This window comes from Erwinia sp. B116, from assembly GCF_002865965.1.
GTDB lineage: Bacteria > Pseudomonadota > Gammaproteobacteria > Enterobacterales > Enterobacteriaceae > Erwinia.
The window spans coordinates 1-25,294 of sequence record NZ_JRZZ01000019.1; the positions used below are offsets into that span (position 1 = coordinate 1).

Genomic DNA, 25,294 nt, shown 5'->3' on the forward strand with positions numbered 1-25,294 from the left:
GTTCCCGCCGCAGGTGAAGGTGACCGGCATTTCGCTGATCTACAATCTGTCCTACTCGCTCTGTTCCAGCACATTGCCGCTGCTGCTGCTGGCGCTCTACCAGTACGCGCACTGGACGCTGGCCGCCATGGCCTGGGGCGTCGCCGCCATCGGCCTGCTGACCTTTACGGCCTGGCGCAACATCCCACTTTTCCGTTAAACCTCAGCGGCATCCGCACCCCAGCCAGTGCGGATGGAACACGCGACAACCAACCACCCACCCGTCCGGCCACGACAGCCCATCCTGTCTGGCCTGACCGACCGCTGTCCCTGTCGGCTGCATGCCCGGCACACGGATGAACAAAGATCCCACACCTTTATGCCATCTCACCTTCTTGCTATAACAAAATTTCAATATTCTGCACCCGATTGCAAAAATAATTGCAATCGGGTGCAGAGATCGAACATAATCGCAACATTAACAGGGGATAACGCTGTGGTCACGGATTGGCCGCGCGAAGCACGGCTAAAGGTTTCTTTTCCCCTGCGTTTAGCGTTCAATGCTGGGTTACGTAACTCGGACACTGGGACGCAGGTGTTATGACAAAAGAGACAAAGACGCGCCACAAGGCCACCGCCAGCGATGTGGCGGCGATGGCGGGTGTGTCTAAATGGACGGTATCACGCGCCTTCACGCCGGGGGCGTCGGTCTCCGGGCGGGCGCGCGAGAAGGTGCTGGCCGCCGCGAAAGCGCTGGGCTACCGGCCCAACCTGCTGGCGCGCAGCCTGTCGAAGAAGCGCACCCACATCATCGGTGTGGTGATCGACCAGATGCAGAACCCGCACTCAATGATGATGATGGATGTGGTCACCCGACAGCTGCAGGCGCGCGGTTATATGGCACTGCTCCTCAACATCACCACCGGGGAAAACTATCGCTCGGTGATGGCGATGGCAGACCAGCTGCAGGTGGACGGCATCCTGTTTTTAGGCACGGTGCTGACCGACCAGCTGATTGCGATAGCACATGAGCTGCACCATATCCCGCTGGTGCAGGTGTGCCGCAACAGCGATGTGGAAGACATCGAAGTGGTGAATATCGACGGTCATCAGGCCGGTGCTGAAGTGGCGTCACTGCTGCTGGCGCAGGGATATAAGCGCTTTGGCTATATGAAGGGGCCGGATACGCTGAGCAGCCAGTTGTACCGCTATGACGGCTACCAGCAGCAGCTGCAGCAGGCCGGGAAAACGGTCGATCGCCTGCTGATCGCCGGGGAGTACAGCCGTAACCTGGCAATGCAGGCCCTGCTGGACTATCTGCAGGCGGTGCCGGCCGGGCAGCGCGTTGAGGCACTGTTTTGTGAAAACGATATCCTGGCGCTGGGCGTGCTGGATGCATTACGCCTCACCGGCAACGAGGGTACGATTGCGGTAGTGGGCTTTGATGATATCGAAGAGGCCGGCAGCGAAAGCTATCAGCTGACCAGCTACAGCCAGGGGATTGAGTCGCTGACCGGTGAGTCGCTGAACCGGCTGATTGAGGAGCGCGCCAGCCCACCGGAAGCGTGGCGCAAAGGTGAACTGAAGATCCGCCGTTCCCATCTGCCGGTAACGGTTGAGTAATATCGCGGTAATAACCAAAGGGGTGCGAGAAAGTTCCGCCGTACGCATCCCGCTGATAATAAAAGATGCAGGGTAGTATTTCTCCCTGCGCATAATTCGCCAGCCGCTAACGGGATAACCGGTACGGTGGGCGTTTATTGATACTCTCTGCACCCAAACAGAATGTGCGCACTCGTGCACGCTAATAATACGAACGTGAATACGTCAGCGTAGGGCTGGTCGTAATTAAAATTCACCTCAGGAATACGCCCGAACAGCCAGTCACTGGTCCGGGTGGGGATCGTTACGTCTTTTTTTGGTGTCGGGCAATCGCGGCCATGCTGGCCGCCGTCGTAAAGGAAAAACTATGAACCGCAGAGAGGCGATATTTTCGCTGAGTTCTATCGCGGCGGCATTCGCCGTCGCGCCGAAGCTGGCCGCGCAGGAGCTGCGCAACGTACCGCTGGCCACGCAGATGAATACTGACCACCTGCCGCAACCGGCCTGGCAACAGGGTTATCAGGTGCTGACCGATGAAACGGCGCGTAAAAATCTGTCGGCGATCTTTGACCGGCTGATCCCCGCTGACCGCCACGGCCCGTCGGCCACCGAAGCGGGCTGCATTGAATTCGTCGACAGCCAGCTGGCCGGTGACTACGGCTCCGGTGCCGCGCTCTATCTGGACGGTCCGCTGAAACCGGAAAATGAGCAGCGGCTGATGGGCAGCCCGCAGTTTCTTACCCCACCGCGTGAACGCTACCTGACCGGGCTGTCGGCGCTGGAAAGCTGGGCGCAGAAAAATCATCAGGGCTCGCTGCATACGCTGAACGCTGAACAGATCGACGGCTTCCTCACCGCCATGGAAAAAGGCGCTGTCGATCTCGGCCGTGATATTAACAGCCAGGCGCTGTTTGAGTTAATGCTGCGCAACGCCCGTGAAGGCTATCTGGCCGATCCGATCTACGGTGGGAATAAAAATATGGCCGGCTGGAAAATGATTGGCTTCCCCGGTGCGCGTTACGACTATCGCCCGTATGTCGATCGCCACAACGAAGATTTAAAGCTGATTCCGGTCAGCCTCATCCCGAACGATTAATAAAAACAGCAGGAACAGAGCAAATGTCGCAAATAAGAGCAAAGGCTGACGTAGTGATTGTCGGCATGGGATGGGCTGGCTCGGTGATGGCCGAAGAGTTAACGCGTGCCGGGCTGAACGTGGTGGGGATTGAGCGCGGCGCATGGCGTGATACCTCCACCGACTTCCCACCGGCGGTAGATCCGGACGAGCTGCGCTGGCACACCCGCCGAAAAATCATGCAGCCTATGAGCGTGGAAACCACCACCTTCCGTAACCGCCCGGATCAGGAGGCAGCGCCGGTGCGCAACTGGTCGGCCTTCCAGTTTGGCTGGAACGTGGGCGGAGCCGGAACTCACTGGGCGGGCATGTCGTGGCGCTTCTCGCCGTGGGACTTTGAGGTCGCCAGCCAGACCCGCGAGCGCTACGGCGCGGCGAAAATGGCCGGCCTGCAGCTGCAGGACTGGGGCGTCACCTATGATGAAATGGCACCGTACTATGACCGTTTCGAACGCATTGCCGGTACCTCGGGCAAGGCCGGTAATCTCAACGGTGAAAAAATTCACGGCGGCAACGTGTTTGAAGGCTCACGCACGCGCGAGTATCCGACGCCACCGCTGAAAGACACCCACTGGATGCGCAAGTACCGCACCACCACCGAACGGATGGGCTATCACCCGTTTACCGTCCCGGCGGGTAACATTTCGCAGGCGTACGTGAACCCGCTTGGCGTCACCATGGGGCCGTGCACCTACTGCGGCTTCTGCGACTTTCACGGCTGCGGCAACTTCTCCAAATCCTCACCGCAGGCCTGTATCCTGCCCGCGCTGATGCGCCGCCCGAACTTTACCCTGCTGGCCGACACCGAAGTGCTGCACGCGGTAAAGCATGAGGACGGCAAAACGCTCACCGGCGTGAAATTTATTACCAAAGAGGGTACTGAAGGCTTCCAGCCGGCCGATGTGGTCTGCTTCACCGCCTACCAGATGGATAACGTGCGCCTGATGCTGCTCTCCGGCGTCGGCGAGCAGTACGATCCGCACACCGGTCGTGGCACCATCGGCCGTAACTACAACTATCAGACCTGCTCATCGGTCACCGGCTTCTTCGATAACGAGCATATGAACCCGTTTATCGGCGGCGGCGCGCTGGCGGTGCAGATTGACGACTTCAACGGCGATAACTTCGACCACAGCCATCTCGATTTTATCGGCGGTGCCGGGATTATGGGCTTCTCCACCAACGGGCGGCCGATCCAGAATATGGACGGCCTGCGCCCGGGCACCAAACGCTGGGGCAGCGAGTGGAAGGCGGGCTACGCGCGTGACTACCAGACCGCAGGGACTATCTTCTGCCAGGGCACCTCAATGCCGGTGCGCGAGGCGTATCTCGACCTCGACCCGCTCTACAAAGATCGCCACGGCCAGCCGCTGCTGCGCATGACCTTCGACTGGAACAAGAACGATATCCGCATGGCAAAGTACATTACCGATCGCGCCATCAATATCATGAAAGAGATCGGCGGCCAGCATCTGGTGGTGGATAACCAGTCAGAGAAGAGCTGGAACCCCTATATGCAGCACAGCTCACACACCATCGGCGGGGCGGTGATGGGCAGCGATCCGACCACCTCGGCGCTCAACCCGTACCTGCAGAGCTGGGACGCGCACAACCTGTTCGTGGTTGGCGCCTCGGCCTTCCCGAACAACGGCGGCTATAACCCGACCGTCACCGTCGGTGCACTGGCGATCCGCGCCGCGCGCGCCATCCATGAAACTTACGTTAAAAACCCTGCGCCGCTGGTGGGGGCATAATCCGATGAGCATAAAAAAGAAACTTGCATACAGCCTGGCGGCGCTGGCCGTGCTGGCCGGGATCGGTGCGGCCGGTCGTCTGTGGACGGTGCTGGACACCTCACGTAATGCGGTCGCCGACGATAAGGTGCAGCTGGCCGATTTCAAAAGCAGCGACCCGGCGGCGATTAAACGCGGCGAATACGTGATGCGCCTGGCCGACTGCGCCGCCTGCCATAACGCCGATTTTGCCGGTGGCTACAAGATCGATACGCCGTTTGGCGCGCTGGAGACCTCCAATATTACGCCGGATCGTGAAACCGGTATTGGCCGCATGACCGAGCGTGATTTCTACAACGCGGTGCGCCACGGTCGCGGTGAGAAAGGCTTCCTCTACCCGGCGATGCCGTACACCGCCTACACGCAGATTAGCGATGAGGATATGCATGATTTATGGGCATATTTCTCTGCTATCCCTTCGCGCAGCAAGCGGGTGGATGAAAACGCCGGTATGCACTTCCCGTACAATATCCGTCTGGCGATGGCGGGCTGGAACCTGCTGTTCTTTGATAACAACGGTTTCCAGCCGGATGCTGAGCAGGACGCCGCGTGGAACCGCGGTAAGTATCTGGTGGACGGATCGGCACACTGCAGCGTCTGCCACACGCCGCGCAACGCGCTGGGCGGGGAGATCGGCAGCGCGTATCTGCAGGGCGGCAGCCTCGGAGACTGGTATGCGCCGGATATCTCGCCGAACCCGCACGCGGGTATCGGCAACTGGAGTACGGATGAGGTGGCCGACTATCTGAAAACCGGTTCGAACGGCATCAGCGTGGCAGCGGGGCCAATGGCCGAAGCGGTGGAACACTCAACCCAGTACTTCACCGGAGACGATCTGCAGGCGATTGCCCACTATCTGCGCGGCGTGAAGCCGTCAGAGACGCCGGCCCCGCAGGGGATGGTACTGGATGACGGGCTGAAGAGCCGTGCCGCGCTGAGCTATGAGGTTAACTGTTCGGCCTGCCACGGCCTGCAGGGTGAAGGCATCACCGGCATGGTGCCGGCGTTTGCCGGCAACCTGGCGATGCAGCACAACCCGACCAATATGATCCACGCCATGCTGCGTGGTGCCCGCGCGCCGCACACCGAAGAGCGGCAGACGGCCGCCGGGATGCCCGCGTTCGACTGGAAGATGGACGACCGGCAGATTGCTGAAGTGCTGAACTACGTGCGTAACAGCTGGGGTAACCAGGGCGCGGAAGTTACGGCGAAACAGGTGGCAGAGATGCGCAAGCAGACCGGGGCACTGCAGAAGCTGCAGACGCCAGCGATGAAGTAACCTTCAGGCCCGCCGCGTTCTGCGGCGGGCCTCTGTTTCAGGCATGTGTCACCGTCCTGCGGTCCTTACCGTACTCACCGTTCCCAGCGTCGCTGATGTCTGCGTTTCTCCAGTGCTGGCTGCTTGTCGTCGCAGTTTTTGCCGCTATGGCTGCAGACGCTAATGGCGTCGTTTTCGGGTATCACTATGTTTCATCGCAGAAAAATCGTCATAATAAATTCTTATGTCATTGTCCAGGCCACTGTTTTGCAATAATTTTTTTATCTGGCGTCTTTAGGTTCTGACTGGATTGTTTCCGGTAGCAGAAAACGTGCCTGAGGCCGCGCCATCACTGACTTCGGTCGCTAATCCGTTATGGTTATGAGATAGAAAACCCCGTAATTAGCAGGTATTTCAGCAGCCTGCGGGTCATAAGTTTTTTATTGTACGGGCAAAAAGCGGTGATATAGTCGACGACGCACAATAATCACCCCGCTGACTATTAAAAAAACAGTCAAGCCCGTCAGCGGACGCACATCTGGCATAAGGAATCAGTAATGAAAGGTTATAACTCTCTGGAGTCGTTTCTTACCTCTCTGCAACAGCGCGACCCACACCAGCCGGAATTCCTGCAGGCGGTTCGTGAGGTGTTCACCTCGCTGTGGCCGTTCATTGAGCAGAACCCACGCTACCAGGATCAGGGGCTGCTGGAACGTCTGGTGGAACCAGAGCGTCTGATTCAGTTCCGCGTCGCCTGGACCGATGACAAAGGTCAGGTACATGTTAACCGCGCCTGGCGCGTCCAGTTCAGCTCGGCGATTGGTCCGTTCAAAGGCGGCATGCGTTTCCACCCGTCGGTCAACCTGTCGATTCTGAAGTTCCTCGGTTTTGAACAGACCTTTAAAAATGCCCTGACCACCCTGCCAATGGGCGGCGGTAAAGGCGGTTCTGACTTTAACCCGAAAGGCAAAAGCAACGCGGAAGTGATGCGCTTCTGTCAGGCGCTGATGACCGAGCTGTATCGTCACCTGGGGCCGGACACCGACGTCCCGGCGGGCGATATTGGCGTGGGCGGCCGCGAAGTCGGCTTTATGTCCGGCATGATGAAAAAGCTTTCCAATAACACCGCCTGCGTGTTCACCGGCAAAGGGCTGACCTTTGGCGGCAGTCTGATCCGCCCGGAAGCCACCGGTTATGGTCTGGTCTATTTCACCGAAGCGATGCTCAAGCGTCACGGCCTCGGTTTTGAAGGCAGCCGCGTGTCGGTTTCCGGTTCCGGTAACGTGGCGCAGTACGCGATCGAAAAAGCGCTGGAGCTGGGCGCGCGCGTGGTCACCGTGTCTGACTCCCGCGGTACCGTGGTGGATGAAGAGGGCTTTACCACCGAGAAGCTGGCGCATCTGGCCGATATCAAAAACGTGCGTTACGGCACGGTGGAAGACTATGCCCGCGAGCGCGGTCTGACTTACCTTGAAGGCCAGCAGCCGTGGGGCGTGGCGGTGGATATCGCGCTGCCGTGCGCCACCCAGAACGAACTGGATCTGCCCGCAGCTAAACTGCTGATCGCCAACGGCGTGAAGGCGGTAGCGGAAGGCGCCAATATGCCAACCACTATTCAGGCGACCGATGCCTTCCTGGATGCCGGTGTGCTGTTCGCACCGGGCAAAGCGGCTAACGCCGGTGGCGTGGCGACTTCGGGTCTGGAGATGGCGCAGAACGCCGCGCGTCTGAGCTGGAAGGCTGAGAAGGTGGATATCCGCCTGCAGCACATCATGCTGGACATCCACCACTCATGCGTTGAGTACGGTGGTGAAGGTAAGCAGACCCACTACGTACACGGTGCCAATATCGCCGGTTTCGTGAAGGTGGCGGACGCGATGCTGGCACAGGGCGTGCTGTAATCTTTTTAGCGTAAAAGCGTAAAAGCGTAAAAGCGGCGTTTGTTTTAACAGTGTGCACGGCTCAGGGAGCCTGTACACTCCGCAAAGACGCAAAAAACGTCATCCCTGACAGCTCAGCGCGGGCCATCCCTGGCCCGTGATGCTTTGCTCCGTGTACAGGCTCCCTTCGCTTTACGTTCTGAGTCGCCTGTGGGAAAACCGTTAAGTCCGTACCCGGCTCAGGGAGCCTGTACACTCCGCAAAGACGCAAAAAACGTCATCCATGACAGCTCAGCACGGGACATCCCTGTCCCGTGATGCTTTGCTCCGTGTACAGGCTCCCTTCGCTTTACGTTCTGAGTCGCCTGAAGGTAAAAAACCGTTAACATCGTGCCTGACTTAAATCGCTGCGTTTGCGTTGTCTGCAGATGACATCATCTGCGGGTTCAGTGATCGACGGACTGTGGCAGCAACATCAGAACGTTCGGGCAATCGGGTATATCCGGGTTAGCGGACCGTCGACGGCCAGGGATGGCCGGCGCCGAGCGTACATGGACGTATTTACAGCGTGTCCGCGTTCCGGATATACCCGATACGCCGGGCACGCGAACCGGCAGCGACCCGCACGTAAAGCGATTACAGCCGCGAGGACGGGCGGCGAAACCTGCAGCGACTTCTGTCATCCCCCGCACGCGATGCTTTGCTCCGTGTACAGGTTCCCTTCGCTTTACGTTCAGAGTGCCTGAAGGTAGAAAACCGCACCCGGCTCAGCGGCTGGTTTCCAGCTTCAGCACGTCCCGTTCGCGGCGCTGTTTCAGCCGCCACACCCCTTCAAGCAGCACAAACCAGAACGGCATCGCCACCAGGCCCAGCAGCGTGTCCGGGTCAAACACCATCACTACCAGTGAAAACAGGAAGAACAGCAGCGTCAGCCAGCTCATGGTAATGCCCGCCGGCATTTTGAATGTCGAACGCTGGTGCGCCTGCGGGTTACGCCTGCGGTAGACCAGGTAGGCAATCAGGATCATTGCCCAGGTATAGATCACCAGAATAGCGGCCAGGGTCGAGACGACGGTGAACAGCGTCATCACGTTGGGTACCAGGAACAGCAGCAGCGTACCGATAAACATGCAGAAGCAGGTGAACAGCAGGCTGCGTACCGGAATTGAGGTGGAGCGCGACAGAATGCGGAACTGCCGGTGGGCGTGCTTCTCGACGGACAGGCCGTACAGCATGCGGGTGCTGCAGTAGACGCCGCTGTTGGCCGACGACATCGCCGAGGTCAGGGCGACAAAGTTAATGATCGCCGCCGCCGCCGGCAGGCCCGCTTTGGCAAACAGCGTGACGAACGGGCTGGTGTCCGGCGAGATATGCTGCCAGGAGGTCACGGCGATGATCACCACCATCGACAGAACGTAGAAAATGATAATGCGCAGCGGAATTGATTTAATCGCTTTTGGCAGCACGGTCTCCGGCGAGCGGGTTTCGGCGCTCATGGTGCCCAGCAGCTCGACGCCGGTATAGGCGAAGATGGCGATCTGGAAGCCGGCAAAGAAGCCGATCACCCCGTGGGGCATAAACACCGCCGGGTCGCTAAGGTTATGCAGCGAGGCCTGCACGCCGTCCGGCGACATCCAGCCGGTGGCAATCATCCAGGCCCCGGTGACGATCAGCGCCACGATGGCAATAATCTTAACGATCGCGAACCAGAATTCGGTTTCGCCGAACATTTTCACCGCCAGCAGGTTAAGCAGGCAAAGGATGCCGAGGGTCAGCAGCGCCGGGATCCACGGCGACAGCTCCGGCAGCCAGTACTGCACGTAGCCGCCGCATACCACCACGTCGGCAATGCAGGTCACCACCCAACTAAGCCAGTAGGACCAGCCGAGATAGAAGCTGGCCTTCGGGCCGAGGTAGTCGGCAACAAAGTCGGCAAATGAGCGATACGACAGCTTGCTCAGCAGCACTTCGCCCATCGCCCGCATCACCATATACATAAAGAAACCCACCACCACGTAGGTGATCAGGATCGAGGTGCCGGAGACGGCGATGGTTTTTCCTGCGCCCATAAACAGGCCGGTGCCGATTGCACCGCCAAGGGAGATCAGCTGAATATGGCGCGAACTGAGGCCACGATGCAGTTCCTGCTGCGCATCCGTCGGGTCAGACATAAGCATCCTCTCACTATTTTCGCGGTCAGCGGGCAACATCAGGCCGTCCCGCAACGATGGGGGTTCAACATGGTCAACGCGACAGGAAGACGCAGAGCGTCGTCATTGGCCAGAGAAGCAGCCGGATGGACTGCTTAAGGAAATCGTCGGGAACTTGCCACGACTCAGTGTCACGATCTGCCCGTTAACCCGTGAGCGTTAATCCGCAGGGTGGGTCAGGTGGCCTAACTCTGGCCGTGCGGAGTAACAATGTCAACACAGTGTAAAGCGCTTTTATTCACTTTTTGATCACATTCAAGATTCTGAAAAACAAGTGAATAATTATCCTTATGCATTTTAACTGCATATTTTTTGCATAAAAATGCTTTCCCTATACCTGAGAAAATTCTAACTATTTATTCACCGATAGCGAAAAAGTCAGGTGGAAAAATTTTCCCCGCCGATGGCGGCGGCGACAGCGATATTCACGCCGGACCAGGGGGGTATGGCGGAAGATAGTGATGGCTGTGAGCGCCTGAGGCCGGATAAATCACTTTATTACCCGGCACAATTCGCGCAGCAAAACGCAACGCTGGCTCTCAACCTCACCCCCCGGTACACTCTTTGCGCATAACTTCAGTTCCAGGGAGCGGCAGCGCGACGATGCAACACTCTACAGTCCTTCAACAGCTGAGCGACGTGGTTGGTTCAGGCCAGCTGATCACCGATAGCTACAAGAAAGCGTATTACTGCAAAGGCTTCCGCGTTGGCCACGGCGACGCGCTGGCCGTGGCGGTGCCGCAAACCCTGCTGCAGCTGTGGCAGGTGCTGCAGGTCTGCCAGCAGAACGACACCATTATTCTGATGCAGGCGTCCAACACCGGCGTCACCGGTGGCTCCACGCCGCACGGCGATGATTATGACCGGCCGGTGATCGTCGTCAGCACCCGGCAGATTAAAGGGGTGCAGGTGATCGATAATGCACGGCAGGCGATCGCCTTCCCCGGCAGCACCCTGACCGAACTGGAAGCGGCGCTGAAGCCTCACCATAAAGAGCCGCACTCGGTGATTGGTTCCTCCTGTATCGGCGCGTCGGTGGTCGGCGGCATCTGCAATAACTCCGGCGGTTCACTGCTGCAGCGCGGCCCGGCGTTTACCGAAAAATCACTGTTTGCTCGCATTAACGACGCGGGTGAGCTGCAGCTGATTAATCACCTGGGGATCGATCTCGGCGAAACACCGGAGGCGATGATCGCCAATCTGCAGGCCGGCAGCTATACCACCGGCAGCGCGCCGGACTGGGCGGGGAAGATCTGGGCCGATGACTATGCGTCGGTGATCAAGGATGTTGATGCGGTAACGCCGACGCGCTTTAACGGTAATCCGCAGTACCTGCACGACAGCGCTGGCTGCGCCGGTAAGGTGATCGTCTTCGCCGTTCGCCTCGCCACCTTTGACGCCAGCGAGCAGGAGGATACCTTCTACCTCGGCACCAACGATGAGCAGGTGCTGCTGGCGCTGCGCCGTTATCTGATTGAGAACATGGAGCAGCTGCCGGTTCAGGCCGAATATATCCACCGCAACGCCTTCCGCCTGACCCTGCGTTACGCGCGGCATATGCTGCTGTCTATCCGGCGGCTGGGCCCGGCGGCGCTGCCCGGGCTGATGGCGAAGAAGGCCCGCTGGGATGCGTGGGTGAAAAAGCTCAACCTGTTGCCGCAGAACACCATCGATAAGCTGATCCAGCTGGGCAACCGCATTACCCCCTCCGGCATTGCGCCGCGGCTGCTCTCCTGGCACCGTCGCTATGAGCATCACCTGATGATTAAGGTGGCGCACAGTGAGGTGGCGCAAATGCACCGGCTGCTGACCGTCTTTTTCAGCGGCCACAACGGCGAGTGGTTCCACTGCGATGAGACGGAACAGCGTGACGCGTTCCTGGTGCGCTTTGGCGTCGGCGCCTGCACGGTGTTTTACTGCGATGCCCACGGCATTAACACCGACCAGCGCCTGATCGCCTTTGACGTGGCGCTGCGCCGTAACGACACCCAGTGGCGTATCGAGCTGCCCGCCGAGCTGCAGGCGCAGGTGCTTGAAGAGTCCTGCTGCGGCCACTTCTTCTGCCTGGTCAACCATCAGGACTATATTTTGCAACCCGGTGTGGACGGCGCGCAGTTTAAACAGGCGGTGCTGGCGTATCTCGACCAGCGCGGGGCGAAGTATCCGGCCGAACATAATATTGGCCATCTTTATCACGCCTCGGAAGAGCATCAGCACCACTTCCATCAGCTTGATCCCACCAACAGCTGTAACCCCGGCATCGGTAAAACCAGCAAAAACAAGCACTGGGCCTGACCTGTCGCATCAGTCGCCGCGGGCCGCGGGTAACGAAACGTTGCCTGCGGCCGCGGCCTGCATAACCCTGCAATAAAAAAAGTGGCAAAAGCGGGGCAGCGGGTGCGCTGCAGGCTGGATTCGCTGCGTAATTTCAATACAATCACTGGCAGCCAGGAGGCTGACGGCAGAGTGAGGGAGCGAAAGGGGTGGCAAAGGTTATTCGGGATGGTTTGCATGAAAAAGTGGTGGCTGATGCTGCTGGCATCAACAATGGCCTTCCAGACGCTGGCGGCAGAGCATAACGCCGACCCGCAGGGGACCAGCCTGGCTTTTTACAACTGGTATCTGACGGCGTTAAGCCATGAAGAGAGCCCGATTGATGAGCACGACCCGCTGTTAAAAGAGTACGTTACCGAACGGCTGCTGAAAAAAATCACGCTGCTGATCAAAAGCCCGCAGGGGATGGATGACGACTACTTCTTACAGGATCAGGATTACAGCGACGGCTGGGTCAATAACGTCAGCGTAAGTGATTTTACCCTCAACGGTAATCAGGCCAGCGGCGAGGTGGTGCTGGGTCGCGATCCGGCCGATCGGCAACAGCTGCTGGTGACGCTGACCCACGACCGCGACGGCTGGAAAATTGATGACGTGCAGCTGGAATCTCCCACCCGTTAACGCAACGGGTGCGCAGAAGAATGATTAGCACCGCGCGTGCTTTCAGCGGCGCTGGTGATTATCTGTCCGGTTAACATTAAGTATTGATAACGTGTCTTTTTACGTCCGGCTGGAGGGTGCCAGCCGTCGGGCAACGTCAATGATTTTCACAGTGACAGGAATAGTGGTAAACGCTGCGGCTGATATCCAGCAGGCGACAGCTGTGGCGGGTGCCAATCTGGTAAGTTTCCTGCAGGAAATTAACCGCCTGGCGTTTATCGCCGGTGCTGAAAAAGTTCTTCACCACGCCCTGGAGCATCTCTTTGTCGCCCGCCAGCTGCTGCAGTTCACGGCTCAGGCTCTGCAGCGCTTCCTCTAATTCTCTGATTTTCCTTCCCTGTTCCGAATCCAGCCCGGCATACTTTTTCTTCCAGCTGTAGAAGGTCGCTTCAGAGATGCCCAGCGAGTCACAAATGTCTTTCGTCCGGGACCCGTTTTCCGATGCTTTAATAGCACTGGTGATTTGTTCTTCGGTATAACGTGACTTTCTCATTAATGCGATTACCTTGCTTAATTATGCCGGAGTGATAATAATTTATTTATATATCTTAACTGTATCGGGATATTAACCTGGTATAAATGTAAGTGCGATTCTAATAATCGACATTGCATGTGAAACAGACCGGATTCACAAAATAATGAGATTTTTTCCTGCTGATTAAAACACGCGGCCTTGCCGAATTAAACGGCGTTTAAACACGAAAAAGGCTGGATTTTTTAAATCTAAATATAAGATTTTAATGGATAAATTATATTATTTTTTGCAGTGGTGAAGAAGGGTGGGCACCAGACAGGCATCGCGATTAGGCTCAGAAAAGCCGTCATCCAGAAAATAAAGTAACGCTGGCTGATACCATCCGCCATCTTCGGGGCAACCGCGCACTCCTCCCTGCGTTGGGTGAGTCAGGGTAACGGCCGGAAAATGCCTGAGCGTATTCATCGCGGATCGGCTAATCCACTCTACGCGCTATTATCTGTGGTTTATAACAGGGGAGATTCAGGACGAAATCAGATTGTCAGCGGGCAAGACGCGCCGGGGCCGCCGAATGCTGCCAGGTTGTGCAGCACCCGATGCGGCCCGTCAGGCATCAGGCTCAGGGCAGCGGCCACTCGGGTGGCGTGCGGCTCATCACGTCAACAAACACCTCTTTGGTGATGTGCCAGAAGTTGTGCAGGTTTTCCATGCTCAGCGTGATGCCCAGCAGGCCGGTGACGAACCAGCACGACATGCCGATACCGATACCGGTGAAAACAAACGCCATCGCGTTGCGGCTGGCCTGGCGACACTTCACGTTGAAGGTGCTGGCCAGAAACATCATCACTGCGCTTAACAGCTCCCACCTCATCAGCAGCACGCTGGCGGTAATCGTACCCATTCTTAACACTCCGCAATAACAGACCTGACAGGAAAAAGTGCCACCAGCTGGCGGAGGAGAGCAGCCAGGAGGGCTCTTTCCGATCGAATACGGGGGTAAAGTGTGATGGCGGTCACATTGTACCATCTGGATTATTTTTTTGAACAATTTTTAGCTTGCAAATGCCCATTTTTTCGCCGCCTCGTCCCTAAGGGCGATCGGTAACAGGGGTGCGAAATAAAACATTAGGGCAGGAATATGATATGGAATGTTTACAGGCGAAAGTCATTAAGGAAATTAAATTGCTGCTGGCCACAGGTGATTCCTTGCCAGCACTGAAAATGGACGCTGTCATGACAGTTTTATATCTGCCGGTTGAGATCATGGCAGACTAATTTATTGCTGCGAAATTTCAGTGAGAGAAAATTTCACTTTGTACAAGTTTTTCCGGCAGTGCCGGGTTCTATTATCAAGCGATCGTTTTACGGCGTAAACCATATGCATTAATATAATGCCATGATTTATATGATTTTTATTTACATGACCCACTCGCTAATCGTCAAGTTTTGTATGATTTAAGATGAATCCTATCATGGTAAAAGTTGTACGATTAACCAACCCCGTGTAGGATTTTTTTTCAGAACTGAAATATCGGTATCATTTTCTCATCATTGCCTGATCTAAATTTAGATCTATGCACTAATCGTGCGTCAATAAAAATAATACTCCAATGGACTGGGTTAATAATAAAGGAGCCTCTGTGTTATTTACTTTTACTACCAGGTTGAATCCGCTGCGCCGTGCACGGCCTGCGCGCGTGGCTTTGTGCATTGCGCTGGGCTTAGTGCCGCCGTTTACGCTGGCGCAGGATCGGCACTACGATGAGCTGATTACCATGGCACGTGCAGGCAACAGCGCTCCTGCACTGACCTTCTTCCCGCAACAGGCGGCTCACCGCGATCTCACCGCCAGTGAGATTGCCGACTGGCTGCAGATCGCCGGCTGGGCGGGTGACGACCGGCAGGTGGTGGCCACCTGGCAGCGCTATCAGCAGGTTACGCTGCCGGTACGTGGGCAGCAGGCCGCGGCCCGCGGGCTGCGTAACCTGAAACAGTGGCAGCCGGCGTTGTCCGTCTGGCGCTCTGCGCTGGCCGCGGAGCCGGCTAATGACGATCTGCACAGCGGCTACATTATGACGCTGGCCGACGCCGGGCAGCGTGCCGAAGCGTTGCGTCTGGCTCAGCAGCGGCGGCAGCAGGGAGATACCGCGCAGCACTGGCTGGATCTCGCCTACGCCCAGCGGGCCGCCGGGCTGCGCTGGGATGCCCTGCAGTCGTCCAGTCAGGCGGAAACGCGTTACCCCGGCCTGCTTAACGTGCAGCAAAATTACGTCTCTGCGCTTGCCCTTAACCGGGTCAGCGGCGAGGCCCTGCGCGCAAGCGGGCAGAGCCAGCCCGCCGCCGCCGAACTGCGTCGCCTGCAGAGCGACGCGCTGGCGGAGCAGGTACGTATCGCCTTCAGCGCCAGCCGCAGCGAGGCCGAACGCTTCAGCGTGGCCGATCGGGCGCTGGCCGGCTATGAGCGGCTGCTGCAGGCGTGGCAGTTGCAACCGGAGGCGGCAGGCGACGTTCGCCGTGCCCGTATCGACCGCCTTGGTGCGCTGGTCGCCCGCCGTCAGATGCAAAAAGCGATCGACGAGTATCATCAGTTGAGCGCCGGTGGGGCCGAAGTGCCGGCTTATGCCCGCCGCTGGGTGGCTTCAGCGTACCTCTATCTGCATCAGCCTGAGCAGGCGGTAGCGCTCTACCAGTCGGTCCGGCGTGAAGGCGAGATCGGTATGCTGACCCGCCGCGAGCAGGATAATCTGTTCTACGCCCATGCCGAAGCCGAACAGGCCGAAGAAGCGCGCCAGCAGAGCGCCGAGTACGCCGCAATCACCCCCTATTACCTGCGCATTTACGGATCGCCGGTGCCACAGCCGAACGACCGCTGGCTCAGTGCCCGGCAGATGCAGGTGCAGGCGGCGGTGCTCAACGACGATCTGCCCCTCGCGCAGCAGCGGGCCGAAAAGCTGGCGCAGACCGCCCCGGCAAATCAGAGCCTGCAGACCGATCTGGCCGGCGTGCTGCTGATGCGCGGCTGGCCGCGCCAGGCGGAAGCGCTGCTCAAGCGTGCCGAAAGCCTGGAGCCACGCAACCAGGCGCTGGAAAGCCAGCAGGCGCAAACCGCGCTGGCGCTGCAGGAGTGGCATCAGGCCGATCTGCTGGCCGACGACGTGCTGGCCCGCCAGCCGGAAAGCCGCAGCGCGCAGCGGCTCGATCGCCTGCGTAACGTCCACCGCTATTACCAACTGCGGATTAACGCCGAACACGGTATCGACTCCGACAGTCCGGTCAGCGGCGCGAATGACTTTTCGCTGGACGCACTGCTCTACGGGCCGCCGATCGAAGAGAACTGGCGGCTGTTCAGCGGTCTGGCCTTTGCCGACAGCGAGTACCGCGAAGGCAAGGCGCTGAACCGCAGCGTGCGCGGCGGGGTGGAGTATCGCGCCCGCGACAACTGGGCGGAGCTGGAGCTGAACGGCCAGCGCTACGGCAGCGGCACTAAAACCGGCCTGCGTCTGGCGGGCTGGCATGACCTCAGCGACCGGTGGCGGGTGGGAGGATCGGCCGAACGGCTGATGCGCAACGCACCGCTGCGGGCGCTGCGCGACGGCGTGACGGTCGACGGCGGCTCGTTGTTTGCCCGCTGGCGGCAGAGCGAGCGCCGTGAGTGGCAGGCGACGCTGTCACCTTCGTGGTTCTCCGACGGCAACCGGCGGCTGGAGTGGTCGCTGGCAGGCAAAGAGCGTCTGTTTACCGCGGCCCGTTACAGCCTCGACTTTACCCCCAGCCTCAGCGGCAGCAGCAACAGCAAAACCGACGGCGCTTACTACAGCCCGTCACGCGATCTGTCGCTGGTGCCTGGCATCACGCTCGATCACCTGCTGTACCGCCACTATCAGACCGAATGGCGTCAGCAGATAGAGGCGGGTGCCGGCCGCTACTGGCAGCAGGGCCAACAGGCCGGTGCGGTCACCCGCGTCAGCTACGGCCAGCGGGTGCGCTGGAACGACGTACTGGACAGCGGCGTGACGCTGAGCTGGGACAAACGCCCGTATGACGGCGTGCGCGAAAAAAATATTTCCGTGTCTTTTGACATGAATTACCGATTCTGAGGGGCCGATCGATGCGCCTGTTTACTCTTCTCTCCCTGTCCCTCGCGGCGCTGCTGTTGAGCGCCTGCAGCCAGACCGGGCCGCTGCGTTTTACGCCGCCCGCCCAGCGCGCGGTGCTGGCGGCGGAAAAACCCTGGCCGAAAAATCACTTTATCGTGCTGGCTTACCACGACGTTGAAGACGGCGGGGCCGACCAGCGCTACCTGTCGGTGCGCAGCGACGCGCTTAACGAACAGTTTGCCTGGCTGCGTGAAAACGGCTACCGGCCGGTGTCGGTCGACCAGATCCTCGCCGCCCGCGACGGCGGCGCGCCGCTGCCGGAAAAAGCGGTGCTGCTCAGCTTTGACGACGGTTACAGCAGTTTCTATCGCCGGGTCTGGCCGCTGCTGCAGGCGTACCAGTGGCACGCGGTGCTGGCCCCGGTCGGCAGCTGGGTGAGCACCCCGGTCGGCCAGCCGGTCAACTTCGGCGGGCTGATCACCCCGCGTGACCGCTTTGCCACCTGGCAGCAGATTGCCGAGATGTCGCGCTCCGGGCTGGTGGAAATCGGCGCGCACACCTGGGACCAGCACAAAGGCGCGGTCTCTAACCCGCAGGGTAACAGCGAGCCGTTTGCGGTGAACCGTAGCTACAGCCGTGAACAGGGCGCGTATGAGAGCGGGGACGCCTACCGCCAGCGCGTGCGTGAAGACGTAACGAAAATCACTCAAAAAATCACCGAAGTCACCGGCAAAGCGCCGCGCGTCTGGGTGTGGCCTTACGGTGCCGCCGGTGGTGAAGCGCTGAGCATTGTTCGTCAGCAGGGCTACCAGATGGCGCTGACCTTAAATGAAGGGCTGGCCTCGGTTGACCGTCTCGACAACGTGCCGCGCCTGCTGATCGGCAACAACCCAGGCCTCTACAGCTTCTCGCAGCGCATTGCCGAAGTGCAGGAAAAAGCGCCGATGCGCGTGCTGCACGTCGATCTCGATTACGTCTACGATGCAGACCCGCAGCAGCAGTCGCGCAACCTCGACAAGCTGATCCAGCGGGTGGCCGACACCGGTGCCAGCACGGTATTCCTGCAGGCGTTTGCCGACCCGGACGGCGACGGCAACGTTAAACAGCTCTACTTCCCCAACCGCTGGTTGCCGGTACGCGCCGACCTGTTCAACCGGGTAGCGTGGCAGATAAGTACCCGGACTCATGCCAGCGTCTATGCGTGGATGCCGGTGCTGGCCTTCGATCTCGACAAATCGCTGCCGCGCGTGGCGAAGGTCGACCTGAAAACCGGCCAGACCACGGTGGATGCGCAGCAGTATCAGCGGCTGTCGCCGTTCAGCGCGGAAGCGTGCCGGCGTATTCGCGAGATTTACCAGGATCTGGCCGCCCATGCCGCGTTCTCCGGCATCATTTTCCACGATGATGCGCTGCTGGGCGACGACGAAGACGCCAGCCCGGACGCGCTGCAGGCCTATCAGGCCGCCGGCTTCCCGGCCTCGATCGCCGCTATTCGTCAGGACCCGGCGATGATGCAGCGCTGGACCCGCTTTAAAAGCCGTACGCTGGTCGACTTTACCCGTCAGCTGGCCGCCGATGTGCGGGCTATTCGCGGGCCGCAGGTGAAGACCGCGCGCAACATCTTCGCGCTGCCGATCCTTGAGCCGGAGAGCGAGGCCTGGTTTGCGCAGAACCTCGACGACTTCCTGCAAACCTACGACTGGGTCGCGCCGATGGCGATGCCGCTGATGGAGCAGGTGCCGCAGGGGCAGGGCCTGGCCTGGCTGGATAAGCTGGTGACCACCGTGGCGCTGCGCCCGGGCGCGCTGCAGAAAACCGTGTTTGAACTGCAGTCGCGCGACTGGCGCCAGCCGGAAGCGCAGGGTGCGCTCAGCGGTGAACAGCTGGCCGACTGGATGAAACAGCTGCAGACCAGCGGCGCTCAGAGCTTTGGCTACTATCCGGATGATTTTCTGAATAACCGGCCTGCGCTGAACGACATCCGTCCCGTGTTCTCTTCAACCTGGTATCCGCTGCCATGATCGATCGTCTTCTTGCGTTCCTGATACTCTGCCTGGTGCTGAGTATCCCGTTTGGCATCACCCTGATCTATACCGGTGAGGTGATGCTGAACTTCGTGTTCTTCTGGCCGCTGTTTATGTCCGGGATCTGGATGACCGGCGGGCTCTATTTCTGGTTCTACCGCGAACGGCACTGGGCGTGGGGCAAAGACGCGCCGGCCCCTGAGCTGGCGGGCAATCCGTTGATCTCGGTGATCGTGCCCTGCTATAACGAAGGTCCCAACGTGCGCGAAACGCTGGAGGCCGCGCTGAACCAGCGTTATGCCAGGCTGGAAGTGATAGCCGTTAACGATGGTTCCAAAGATGACACGGGCGAGATCCTCGACCAGATGGCGGCGGAATTCTCCCGCCTGCGGGTGATTCATCTGGCCGCCAACCAGGGCAAAGCCATCGCGTTGCAAACCGGGGCCGCTGCGGCACGCAGCGACTTCCTGGTCTGTATTGATGGTGACGCCCTGCTGGATCGTGACGCCGCCGCCTGGCTGGTGGCCCCGCTGCTGGATAACCCGCGCGTGGGCGCCGTCACCGGCAACCCGCGTATCCGCACCCGCTCAACGCTGATTGGCCGTATCCAGGTTGGGGAGTTCTCCTCAATTATTGGCCTGATCAAACGCACCCAGCGCGTCTATGGCCAGGTATTTACCGTCTCCGGCGTGGTGGCCGCCTTCCGCCGCCGCGCGCTGGCGGAAGTGGGCTACTGGAGCCCGGAGATGATCACCGAAGATATCGATATCAGCTGGAAGCTGCAGCTGCGCCACTGGTCGGTGTTTTTCGAGCCGCGCGCGCTGTGCTGGATCCTGATGCCGGAGACCGTAAAAGGCCTGTGGCAGCAGCGGCTGCGCTGGGCGCAGGGCGGTGCCGAGGTGTTTCTGAAAAACCTGCGGCATATCTGGTCGTGGGAGTACCGTCGGATGTGGGTGCTGTTCTTTGAGTTCAGCTTCTCCACCATCTGGGCCTTTACCTACGCGGTGAGCATCATTCTGTTTCTGCTGGGGCTGGTGATGCCGCTGCCGGACAATATCCGCGTCTACGATCTGTTCCCACCGCAGTTTACCGGCATGGTACTGGCGGTGACCTGTCTGCTGCAGTTCAGCGTCAGCCTGCTGATCGAGCGCCGCTATGAGCCCAGGCTCGGCAACTCGCTGTTCTGGGTGATCTGGTATCCGCTGGTCTACTGGATGCTGAGCCTGTTTACCACCCTGGTGTCGTTCCCGAAAGTGATGCTGCGTTCGCGCCAGCGCCGCGCGCGCTGGGAAAGCCCCGATCGCGGGATAGAAAAAGGATAACGCTATGGCTTCACCGCTGATATTCACCGCGCGCAGCTGGCTGCCGCGATTCATCGACCTGTTGCTCACGCTGCTGGCGTGGTGCGGATTTATCTGGTTGTTTGTCACCGGATTGCTGCATATCCTGCACTCAACGCCTTACGGCGGCCCGCGGCCGCTGAGCTCGGGAATGGATACCCTGACGCTCTATTTTGCTATCGCGCTGTTTAACGCGCTGGTGCTGATCGGCTGGGCCAAGTACAACCAGCTGCGCTTTCGCACCGAGCGCCGCCGCCGCCGCCCGGGTCTGGATCCGGACGAAGTGGCGGAGAGCTTTGCCATCAGTGAAAGCGACGTCAGCGTACTCAGCAGTAACGATCTGCTGCGGGTCACCCACGATCGCCAGGGACGCATTACCGGGGTGGAAGCCCTGCGGGGCCGCCGTTAACGGCGCGGCAACTGAGGAACCTATGATGAAAAACCGTCGCACCGGGAGCGCATTTTCACCGGGCGTCCCGACCATTCGTAAACAGGTTCAGCGTATGCATCTGCTGATGGTCGGCGTAGCGCTGCTGTTTGGCAGCGTCTCGCTGCTGGCGATGAGAATGTCGCAGCCGCAGAGGGGGGAAACCGCCCCTGATGCGATCTGGCTGGTGCTGCTGCTGCTGAGCGCCATGCTGCTGGTGGTGGCGCTGCTGGCCTGGTTCCTGTCGCGCCGGCTGCATGCGGAGCTGGAGAGCTGGCAGCAGAAGCTTTCAAGCGAGAACGCCTCGCTGGCGCACAAGGCGCTGCACGACCCGCTCACCGGCCTGCCGAACCGGGCCGCCTTCGAACACCAGCTGGCCTCGCTGTGGCAGGAGCCCTGGTGCCGCGAGCGGATGGTGGTGCTGTTTATTGATGGCGATCGCTTTAAGCAGATTAACGATCGGTACGGCCATGCGGCGGGGGACTGGGTGCTGAAGGAGACCGGCCGACGGCTGCGCGCGCGGCTGCGGCGTGACGACCTGGTGGCGCGGATGGGCGGCGATGAGTTTGCGGTGCTGCTGGCGACCGTTGAGCGGCCGGATCAGGTGGCACGGGTGGCGCAGGATATTATCACCGCGATGGCACAGCCGATCGTGCTGCAGGACGGCACCCGGGTTGTGCAGTCGTTGAGTGTCGGCGCGGCGCAGGGGAAAGATCACAGCAGCGTGCAGGCGCTGATGGCGCAGGCCGACGCGGCGATGTATCACGTTAAAGCGTCAGGCGGCGGCTGGTATCTGTCACCGTCCTGCTGCGCGACAAACGCGGCACCGCATAGAATGGTTGCCTCGCGGCAGGCTTAATTACGCGCCGGGCTGTTTTGATCGGCGATGCGCTGGGCAAAACCGCCCGCCGGATAGTCACTGCAGTCAAAGCTCCAGCTGCTGCGTGCCAGCGCCTGGCGGCGCATATGGTGACGATAGGCGGTGGGCGTCTGCATAAACTGGCGGCGGAACACGCGGGAAAAGGTCTGCTGCGAGTCGTAGCCGTACTGCATGGCGATATCAAACACCGGCCGCTGGGTCTGACGCAGCGCTTCTGCTGCCAGGGTCAGGCGGCGCTCGCGAATATAATTCCCCAGCGTCTGTTTGGTGATGGCGCGGAACATCCGCTGCAGGTGCCATTTCGAATACCCCGATTTTGCGGCTACTTCATCAATCGACAGCGTCTTATCCAGATTGTTATCGATCCAGTCGGTCAGGGTGCTGATGATCTCGTCATGCATACAGGTTTCTCCCGGGTCTCTGCGCCACGCTGGCGGAAAAAATGAGCAACAGGGGCGTTAGCCCTCGCGGTATCAATGGTGGCTGAGTATAATTCCTCAAGTTAACTTGAGGTAAAGGGCTAAATGAAAAAAACTCGTACCACGCCGAACAAGCGCGAACTGACCCCCGGCGACGTAGCCCAGCGCTGCGGCGTGGCGGTCTCCGCGCTGCATTTCTATGAAAGTAAAGGCTTAATCAGCAGCCACCGCAATGCCGGCAACCAGCGGCGCTATCACCGTGACGTACTGCGCCGGGTGGCGGTGATCAAGATCGCCCAGCGTATCGGCATCCCGCTGGCGACCATCGGCGACAGCCTGATGCAGTACCCGGCGGACAAACGCATGTCGCCAAAAGAGTGGGCGGTGCTGTCCCAGCAGTGGCGTGACGAGCTGGACCGGCGCATTGAAACCCTCACTCATCTGCGCGACGATCTTAACGGCTGCATCGGCTGCGGCTGCCTGTCGATGCAGGACTGCCCGCTGCGCAACCCGAACGACCGGCTGAGCGAGCAGGGCACCGGCGCGATCCTGCTGGATGTGAAGGGCGGCTGAGGCGGCCCTGGACGATCAGAGCAGGAGCGCCGGGGCGTTAAATGGCCAGTTTGAGGTGACCAATCGGTGAGGAGGAGGGGGTAATCACAATCTCAATATCACAACCGAGCCGGTTAAGGCACTCCATCAGCTTACGCTCCGAGAGGTGAGTAAAGTCACCACGCAGCAGATTGGAGACCTTGGCCTGACTGATACCCATGCGTTCGCCAGCGGCAGCCTGGGTCAGCCCCAGCCGCCGGATCGACTTGATGATTTCAATGGCCAGCCCAGACTTAATTTTGTGCTTCTCCGCGTCGCGTAACCCCAGGTCGGCGAACACGTTGCCTGAACCCTGCTCAACGGTGATACCGTCAATGACTGTCTTTTTCATTTCTTAACTCCTGAGCAATGGTTTCTGCCACCTTGAGACGAATTCGAACGATCTCCATATCCTCTTTTGGCGTCATGATTCCCTGTTTACTCTTCTTTTGGAAAGCATGCAGTACGAACACGGCTTCAGAAAACTTAACGGTATAGACCGCGCGGTAAGTACCGCCAATATCATCCTCCACGACCTCCAGAACACCGGCGCTGCCAAATCCCTTAAGAACCTTCACGCTGTCGTGTTTTTCGCCGCGCTGGGCAAAATCCAGTGCGAAGCCAAAAAAACGCTGGATCGCGGTGGGCAGCGACATCAAATCTTTTTTACTGCTGCCCAGCCAGATTAACGGCCTTTCTCCCTGTGTACCCATCTCCCTGTTCTTTTACCTTGTGGTGATATTATCACCATACCTGAACAGGTATAAAGGACAATCTGGCGGCAGGGCTTTTCGGTGAAACGACGACTTCAACGCGGATGGGTGCAGCGAAAATGTGACCCTCATTCAAATCTTACCGCTGGCACGTCGTCACCTATACTCAGACGTTACCGACGTTTTTATGCCGGGCACACAACAGGAGCCACTATGATCACCGTTCACCATCTGAATAACTCGCGCTCGCAGCGTATCCTGTGGCTGCTGGAAGAGCTGGAGGTGCCGTACCAGATCCGCCGCTACCAGCGTGAGGGCACGCTGCTGGCCCCACCTGAACTGAAAAAAATCCATCCGCTGGGCAAATCGCCGGTGATTACCGATGGTGACCGGGTTGTGGCCGAGTCCGGCGCTATCCTTGAGTACCTGGCCAGCCGCTACGATCCGCAACAAAAGCTGGCGCTGTCCGATGAAGAGGAGCAGCTGCAGGCGCGCTACTGGCTGCACTACGCGGAAGGTTCGCTGATGCCGCTGCTGGTCATGAAGCTGATCTTCGGCCGTATGGGGAAACCGCCGGTGCCGTGGCTGCTGCGCCCGGTTGGCAGCGCCTTTGGCGCGGGCGTACAGAAAGGCTATCTCAACCCGCAGCTGGTTACCCATCGCGAGTTTATCGAACAGCACCTGACGCAACATGCGTGGTTCGCCGGCAGCCGCATCAGCATTGCCGACGTGCAGATGAGCTTCCCGCTGCAGGCGCTCAGCGCGCGCGGCGGCGGTAAAGAGTCCCCGGCGATTCAGGCCTGGCTGCAGAAGGTGCAGGCGCGGGAGGCCTGGCAGCGTGCGGTGCAGCAGGGTGGTGAACTCACGCTATCCTGAACCCATAAGAAAGGGCTATTTCGCACCCTGGCTTTTCGCCGTTACCCTCTCTGTGTAACGGCGTTGCGCAACGGCTGACTGCCATCCGGCAAAAAATCACGTGAACAGGTGTTGAAAATACCTCATTAAAGGCTGGATAATCGTTTGCCTTTCCGTGAATCGTTTCAGGTCTCATCACGGCCGGGCTTTTTTTGCGTGAAAATAGTAAACGTTTGCCTTTATCCGGCCAGCGCCTCTCCCTGAGGTCCGCTGCACCGCGACTATTGTGCCAGGGATGCAAACGTCGATCGCGGCTCTGCCCGCGATACCGCGCAGCAATAACTCATAAGAAATCTCAGAGGATTATCATGTCGACTCCTTCTCAACCGGCCGGCGGCCTGGACGCCTGGTTTAAAATTTCTGCACGCGGCAGCAGCGTGCGTCAGGAAATTATTGCCGGACTTACGACCTTCCTGGCGATGGTCTACTCGGTGATTGTGGTGCCGTCCATGCTCGGTAAAGCCGGCTTCCCCCCAACGGCGGTGTTTGTGGCTACCTGTCTGGTGGCGGGCTTTGGCTCGCTGCTGATGGGGCTGTGGGCGAACCTGCCGATGGCGATCGG

22 protein-coding genes and 1 pseudogene are annotated in these 25,294 nt (G+C 59.3%); 17 read left to right on the forward strand and 6 right to left on the reverse strand.

Going from position 1 to position 25,294, the window contains the following annotated elements; all coding sequences use genetic code 11:
• The 6 genes and pseudogenes from NV64_RS13875 to gdhA form a co-directional block, all read left to right on the forward strand.
• Nucleotides 1-199: pseudogene (locus tag NV64_RS13875) on the forward strand (MFS transporter); the annotation flags it as partial.
• A 380-nt stretch (nt 200-579) separates the two neighbouring features.
• On the forward strand, nt 580-1,602 hold the full coding sequence (locus NV64_RS13880; RefSeq protein ID WP_101506127.1) for a LacI family DNA-binding transcriptional regulator: 1,023 nt from the start codon (nt 580-582) through the stop codon (nt 1,600-1,602).
• A gap of 346 nt (nt 1,603-1,948) precedes the next feature.
• Nucleotides 1,949-2,677 (forward strand): gluconate 2-dehydrogenase subunit 3 family protein, encoded by a 729-nt coding sequence (locus tag NV64_RS13885; protein ID WP_101506128.1) that lies wholly within the window; start codon nt 1,949-1,951, stop codon nt 2,675-2,677.
• A 23-nt stretch (nt 2,678-2,700) separates the two neighbouring features.
• Nucleotides 2,701-4,470: a GMC family oxidoreductase gene (locus NV64_RS13890; protein ID WP_056235121.1), complete on the forward strand. Its 1,770-nt coding sequence runs from the start codon at nt 2,701-2,703 to the stop codon at nt 4,468-4,470.
• A gap of 4 nt (nt 4,471-4,474) precedes the next feature.
• The gene (locus NV64_RS13895; RefSeq protein WP_101506129.1) at nt 4,475-5,788 is read left to right on the forward strand and encodes a c-type cytochrome; all 1,314 of its coding nucleotides are present in this window, start codon (nt 4,475-4,477) and stop codon (nt 5,786-5,788) included.
• A 536-nt stretch (nt 5,789-6,324) separates the two neighbouring features.
• Nucleotides 6,325-7,668 carry an NADP-specific glutamate dehydrogenase gene (gene gdhA, locus NV64_RS13900; RefSeq protein WP_101506130.1) on the forward strand — a complete coding sequence of 448 codons (1,344 nt, stop codon included), beginning with the start codon at nt 6,325-6,327 and terminating at the stop codon, nt 7,666-7,668.
• 746 nt (nt 7,669-8,414) lie between these two features.
• Here the strand turns inward: gdhA and NV64_RS13905 are convergent.
• On the reverse strand, nt 8,415-9,818 hold the full coding sequence (locus NV64_RS13905) for an amino acid permease (RefSeq protein ID WP_233208986.1): 1,404 nt from the start codon (nt 9,816-9,818) through the stop codon (nt 8,415-8,417).
• 642 nt (nt 9,819-10,460) lie between these two features.
• On the opposite strand from NV64_RS13905, the gene dld reads away from it, so the two are divergent.
• Complete coding sequence (gene dld, locus NV64_RS13910) at nt 10,461-12,152, forward strand: D-lactate dehydrogenase (protein ID WP_101506132.1); 1,692 nt, start codon at nt 10,461-10,463, stop codon at nt 12,150-12,152.
• Between the two features lie 216 nt (nt 12,153-12,368).
• Entirely contained in the window at nt 12,369-12,812 is a 444-nt protein-coding gene (locus NV64_RS13915; protein WP_101506133.1) for a DUF3828 domain-containing protein, read from the forward strand.
• Nucleotides 12,813-12,948: 136 nt separating this feature from the next.
• Here NV64_RS13915 and NV64_RS13920 read toward each other — a convergent pair whose 3' ends face one another.
• Together NV64_RS13920 and NV64_RS13925 are read right to left on the reverse strand one after the other, a co-directional pair.
• The gene (locus NV64_RS13920; protein WP_056235135.1) at nt 12,949-13,344 is read right to left on the reverse strand and encodes a transposase; all 396 of its coding nucleotides are present in this window, start codon (nt 13,342-13,344) and stop codon (nt 12,949-12,951) included.
• A gap of 601 nt (nt 13,345-13,945) precedes the next feature.
• Nucleotides 13,946-14,227 (reverse strand): YjcB family protein, encoded by a 282-nt coding sequence (locus tag NV64_RS13925; protein WP_056235137.1) that lies wholly within the window; start codon nt 14,225-14,227, stop codon nt 13,946-13,948.
• 242 nt (nt 14,228-14,469) lie between these two features.
• Between NV64_RS13925 and NV64_RS24370 the strand changes: the two genes are divergently transcribed.
• The 6 genes from NV64_RS24370 to NV64_RS13950 all read left to right on the forward strand — a co-directional run bounded on the left by NV64_RS24370 (nt 14,470) and on the right by NV64_RS13950 (nt 22,073).
• The gene (locus NV64_RS24370) at nt 14,470-14,601 is read left to right on the forward strand and encodes a hypothetical protein (protein WP_255354428.1); all 132 of its coding nucleotides are present in this window, start codon (nt 14,470-14,472) and stop codon (nt 14,599-14,601) included.
• A gap of 422 nt (nt 14,602-15,023) precedes the next feature.
• A complete protein-coding gene (gene pgaA / locus NV64_RS13930; protein WP_199177663.1) occupies nt 15,024-17,423 on the forward strand; it encodes a poly-beta-1,6 N-acetyl-D-glucosamine export porin PgaA in 2,400 nt (799 codons plus the stop codon).
• 11 nt (nt 17,424-17,434) lie between these two features.
• Nucleotides 17,435-19,444 carry a poly-beta-1,6-N-acetyl-D-glucosamine N-deacetylase PgaB gene (gene pgaB, locus NV64_RS13935; RefSeq protein ID WP_101506135.1) on the forward strand — a complete coding sequence of 670 codons (2,010 nt, stop codon included), beginning with the start codon at nt 17,435-17,437 and terminating at the stop codon, nt 19,442-19,444.
• The gene (gene pgaC, locus NV64_RS13940) at nt 19,441-20,769 is read left to right on the forward strand and encodes a poly-beta-1,6-N-acetyl-D-glucosamine synthase (protein ID WP_101506136.1); all 1,329 of its coding nucleotides are present in this window, start codon (nt 19,441-19,443) and stop codon (nt 20,767-20,769) included. Before pgaB ends, pgaC begins: the two co-directional genes overlap by 4 nt.
• Nucleotides 20,770-20,773: 4 nt before the next feature.
• Entirely contained in the window at nt 20,774-21,196 is a 423-nt protein-coding gene (gene pgaD / locus NV64_RS13945) for a poly-beta-1,6-N-acetyl-D-glucosamine biosynthesis protein PgaD (RefSeq protein ID WP_056235147.1), read from the forward strand.
• Between the two features lie 25 nt (nt 21,197-21,221).
• The gene (locus NV64_RS13950; protein ID WP_233208987.1) at nt 21,222-22,073 is read left to right on the forward strand and encodes a GGDEF domain-containing protein; all 852 of its coding nucleotides are present in this window, start codon (nt 21,222-21,224) and stop codon (nt 22,071-22,073) included.
• On the opposite strand, the gene soxS is transcribed toward NV64_RS13950, so the two are convergent.
• Nucleotides 22,070-22,495: a superoxide response transcriptional regulator SoxS gene (gene soxS, locus NV64_RS13955; RefSeq protein ID WP_056235152.1), complete on the reverse strand. Its 426-nt coding sequence runs from the start codon at nt 22,493-22,495 to the stop codon at nt 22,070-22,072. The genes NV64_RS13950 and soxS overlap by 4 nt on opposite strands.
• Nucleotides 22,496-22,618: 123 nt before the next feature.
• Here soxS and soxR point away from each other — a divergent pair, with 123 nt between their 5' ends.
• Nucleotides 22,619-23,086: a redox-sensitive transcriptional activator SoxR gene (soxR, locus tag NV64_RS13960; RefSeq protein WP_056235155.1), complete on the forward strand. Its 468-nt coding sequence runs from the start codon at nt 22,619-22,621 to the stop codon at nt 23,084-23,086.
• A 37-nt stretch (nt 23,087-23,123) separates the two neighbouring features.
• Here soxR and NV64_RS13965 read toward each other — a convergent pair whose 3' ends face one another.
• Nucleotides 23,124-23,456, reverse strand: coding sequence for a helix-turn-helix domain-containing protein (locus NV64_RS13965; RefSeq protein WP_056235159.1), 333 nt, complete (start codon nt 23,454-23,456; stop codon nt 23,124-23,126).
• Nucleotides 23,437-23,817, reverse strand: a complete 381-nt coding sequence (locus tag NV64_RS13970) for a type II toxin-antitoxin system RelE/ParE family toxin (protein ID WP_056235161.1) — start codon at nt 23,815-23,817, stop codon at nt 23,437-23,439. Before NV64_RS13970 ends, NV64_RS13965 begins: the two co-directional genes overlap by 20 nt.
• 213 nt (nt 23,818-24,030) lie before the next feature.
• On the opposite strand from NV64_RS13970, the gene NV64_RS13975 reads away from it, so the two are divergent.
• Nucleotides 24,031-24,693, forward strand: a complete 663-nt coding sequence (locus NV64_RS13975) for a glutathione S-transferase family protein (protein ID WP_056235165.1) — start codon at nt 24,031-24,033, stop codon at nt 24,691-24,693.
• A 347-nt stretch (nt 24,694-25,040) separates the two neighbouring features.
• The coding region (locus NV64_RS24090) for a solute carrier family 23 protein (RefSeq protein ID WP_304529224.1) at nt 25,041-25,294 on the forward strand (254 nt) is incomplete at its 3' end.

What these genes read in the sequence shown, in the direction of transcription:
- soxS (WP_056235152.1), bottom strand. Translation starts at nt 22,495, where the DNA reads ATGCATGACGAGATCATCAGCACCCTGACCGACTGGATCGATAACAAT.
- NV64_RS13950 (WP_233208987.1), top strand. Translation starts at nt 21,222, where the DNA reads ATGAAAAACCGTCGCACCGGGAGCGCATTTTCACCGGGCGTCCCGACC.
- NV64_RS13905 (WP_233208986.1), bottom strand. Translation starts at nt 9,818, where the DNA reads ATGTCTGACCCGACGGATGCGCAGCAGGAACTGCATCGTGGCCTCAGT.
- NV64_RS13880 (WP_101506127.1), top strand. Translation starts at nt 580, where the DNA reads ATGACAAAAGAGACAAAGACGCGCCACAAGGCCACCGCCAGCGATGTG.
- NV64_RS13970 (WP_056235161.1), bottom strand. Translation starts at nt 23,817, where the DNA reads ATGGGTACACAGGGAGAAAGGCCGTTAATCTGGCTGGGCAGCAGTAAA.
- dld (WP_101506132.1), top strand. Translation starts at nt 10,461, where the DNA reads ATGCAACACTCTACAGTCCTTCAACAGCTGAGCGACGTGGTTGGTTCA.
- NV64_RS13975 (WP_056235165.1), top strand. Translation starts at nt 24,031, where the DNA reads ATGATCACCGTTCACCATCTGAATAACTCGCGCTCGCAGCGTATCCTG.
- gdhA (WP_101506130.1), top strand. Translation starts at nt 6,325, where the DNA reads ATGAAAGGTTATAACTCTCTGGAGTCGTTTCTTACCTCTCTGCAACAG.
- NV64_RS13925 (WP_056235137.1), bottom strand. Translation starts at nt 14,227, where the DNA reads ATGGGTACGATTACCGCCAGCGTGCTGCTGATGAGGTGGGAGCTGTTA.
- pgaC (WP_101506136.1), top strand. Translation starts at nt 19,441, where the DNA reads ATGATCGATCGTCTTCTTGCGTTCCTGATACTCTGCCTGGTGCTGAGT.
- NV64_RS13920 (WP_056235135.1), bottom strand. Translation starts at nt 13,344, where the DNA reads ATGAGAAAGTCACGTTATACCGAAGAACAAATCACCAGTGCTATTAAA.
- NV64_RS13895 (WP_101506129.1), top strand. Translation starts at nt 4,475, where the DNA reads ATGAGCATAAAAAAGAAACTTGCATACAGCCTGGCGGCGCTGGCCGTG.
- NV64_RS13965 (WP_056235159.1), bottom strand. Translation starts at nt 23,456, where the DNA reads ATGAAAAAGACAGTCATTGACGGTATCACCGTTGAGCAGGGTTCAGGC.
- NV64_RS13915 (WP_101506133.1), top strand. Translation starts at nt 12,369, where the DNA reads ATGAAAAAGTGGTGGCTGATGCTGCTGGCATCAACAATGGCCTTCCAG.
- soxR (WP_056235155.1), top strand. Translation starts at nt 22,619, where the DNA reads ATGAAAAAAACTCGTACCACGCCGAACAAGCGCGAACTGACCCCCGGC.
- NV64_RS13890 (WP_056235121.1), top strand. Translation starts at nt 2,701, where the DNA reads ATGTCGCAAATAAGAGCAAAGGCTGACGTAGTGATTGTCGGCATGGGA.
- pgaB (WP_101506135.1), top strand. Translation starts at nt 17,435, where the DNA reads ATGCGCCTGTTTACTCTTCTCTCCCTGTCCCTCGCGGCGCTGCTGTTG.
- NV64_RS13885 (WP_101506128.1), top strand. Translation starts at nt 1,949, where the DNA reads ATGAACCGCAGAGAGGCGATATTTTCGCTGAGTTCTATCGCGGCGGCA.
- pgaD (WP_056235147.1), top strand. Translation starts at nt 20,774, where the DNA reads ATGGCTTCACCGCTGATATTCACCGCGCGCAGCTGGCTGCCGCGATTC.
- NV64_RS24370 (WP_255354428.1), top strand. Translation starts at nt 14,470, where the DNA reads ATGGAATGTTTACAGGCGAAAGTCATTAAGGAAATTAAATTGCTGCTG.